This is a genomic window from Streptomyces sp. NPDC006265, assembly GCF_040613555.1.
Classification (GTDB): Bacteria; Actinomycetota; Actinomycetes; order Streptomycetales; family Streptomycetaceae; genus Streptomyces.
Window position 1 is genome coordinate 1 of record NZ_JBEXSH010001151.1, and the last position, 2292, is coordinate 2292.

At 73.8% G+C, this 2292-nt stretch carries 1 protein-coding gene; it reads left to right on the top strand.

Translation table 11 applies throughout. The annotated features are described in order from the left end of the window. A partial coding sequence (gene bluB, locus ABZ281_RS46415; protein WP_356664536.1) for a 5,6-dimethylbenzimidazole synthase occupies positions 1-2292 on the top strand: 2292 nt, incomplete at both ends.

The window sequence follows — 2292 nt, forward strand, 5'->3', positions numbered from 1 at the left end:
GCCGTGGCGCCGTCCGCCGGACCGGTCGTCCCGGAAGCGGCCGCTCCGTCCGTCGAAGCCGTCGCCCTCCCCGAGCCGCCGGCCCCGGCGCCCGAGTCCGTCGCCACTCCGGCCGCACCGGAGCCGGTGGCCCAGGCCGCCGCACCTGCCGACGCACCCGCGTCCGCCCCCGCCACGCCGGAAGCCCCGGAAGCCACCGCCCTCGCGGCAACGGTTCCCACCGAGGCCCCCGCCCCCGCTGAGGCACCCGAGGTACTCGAAACACCGGAAGTACCGCAGGCACCGGAAGTACCTCAGGCGCCGGAAGTACCGCAGGCGCCGGAAGTACCTCAGGCGCCGGAAGTACCTCAGGCACCGGAAGTACCTCAGGCACCCGAAGTACCTCAGGCACCCGAAGTACCTCAGGCACCCGAGGCACCCGAAACCTCCGAGGTCCCCGAAACCCCCGAGGCGCAGGCCCCCGAGGCGGCCCCAGCCGCCCCCGCCTCCGCCGCCCCCGACGCTGTCGAGCCCGCCCCCGCCCCGGAGACCCCGGCCCCCACCGAGGACGTGACCGTCGTGCTCCCCACCCCGGCCACGGACGAGCAGCCCGAGCAGCACATGCAGGGCCCGCAGCAGTCCCAGCCGCCCGCGCCCGAGACGCTGGAGCCCCCCGCCCCCGCGGTCTCCGTCCCGGCACCCCGCGACGGCGAGGCCGAACTCGCTCAGAACGCCGACGACCTGGACACCCGGGCCGCCGAACAGGAAGACCTGGCCGACCAGGAACGCCGAGAAGAGAGTGCGGCCGCTGTGGCAGAAGCCCGACAGTCCACCGGCCCCGCGGCCCCCGGCTACGACCCCGCCGAGCGCGAGGCCGTCCTGAAGGTCATGCGCGAACGCCGCGACATCCGCAACGGCTTCCGCAGCGACCCGATCCCGCACGAGGTGCTGCTGCGCGTCCTGGAGGCCGCCCACCACGCGCCCTCCGTCGGCCACTCGCAGCCCTGGGACTTCGTCGTCATCCGCTCCGCCGACACCCGGCGCGCGATGCACGAGCTGGCCATGCGCCAGCGCGACGCCTACGCGAAGTCCCTCCCCAAGGGCCGGGCCAAGCAGTTCAAGGAACTGAAGATCGAGGCCATCCTCGATACGCCGGTGAACATCGTCGTCACCGCCGACCCGACCCGCGGCGGCCGCCACACCCTCGGCCGCCACACCCAGCCCCAGATGGCTCCCTACTCGGCCGCCCTGGCCGTGGAGAACCTCTGGCTCGCCGCCCGCGCCGAAGGCCTCGGCGTCGGCTGGGTCAGCTTCTTCGACGAGCGCGAGATGGTCCGTGCCCTCGGTCTGCCCGAGCACCTGGAGATCATCGCCTACCTGTGCGTCGGCTACGTCGACGAGTTCCCGGACGAGCCCGAGCTGTTGCAGGCCGGCTGGTCCAAGCGCCGCCCGCTGTCCTGGGTCGTGCACGAAGAGACATACGGCCGCCGTGCCCTGCCCGGAGAGGAACCCCACGACCTGCTCGCCGAGACCGTCGCGCAGATTCGCCCGCTGGACGCCAAGGCGCTCGGCGAGGCGTGGGAGCGCCAGAAGCGTATGACCAAGCCGGCCGGAGCGCTGGGCATGCTGGAGATCATCTCCGCGCAGCTGTCCGGCCTGTCCCGCCAGTGCCCGCCGCCCATCCCGGAGCCCGCGGCCGTCGCGATCTTCGCGGGCGACCACGGCGTGCACGCCCAGGGCGTCACCCCCTGGCCGCAGGAGGTCACGGCGCAGATGGTGGCCAACTTCCTCGGCGGCGGGGCCGTCTGCAACGCCTTCGCCACCCAGGTCGGTGCCGAGGTCTGCATCGTGGACGTCGGCGTCGCGGCCGACCTGCCCGCCACCCCGGGTCTGCTGCCCCGCAAGATCCGTGCCGGCACGTCCGACATGACGACCGGCCCCGCAATGACCCGCGAGGAGGCCAGGCAGGCCATCGAGGTCGGCATCGAGACGGCCCGCGACCTGGTCGCCGCCGGCAACAAGGCCCTGCTGACCGGTGAGATGGGCATCGCGAACACCACCGCGTCCGCCGCCCTGATCTCCGTCTTCACGGGTGCGGACCCGGCCGAGGTCACGGGCCGGGGCACCGGCATCAACGACGAGACCCTCGCCCGCAAGACGGAGGTCGTGCGCCGCGCCCTGGAACTCCACCAGCCGGACCCGGCCGACCCGATCGGCGTGCTCGCCGCGATCGGCGGCTTCGAGCACGCCGCCATCGTCGGTCTCCTCCTCGGCGGCGCGTCCCTGCGTACGCCGGTGATCCTGGACGGCGTG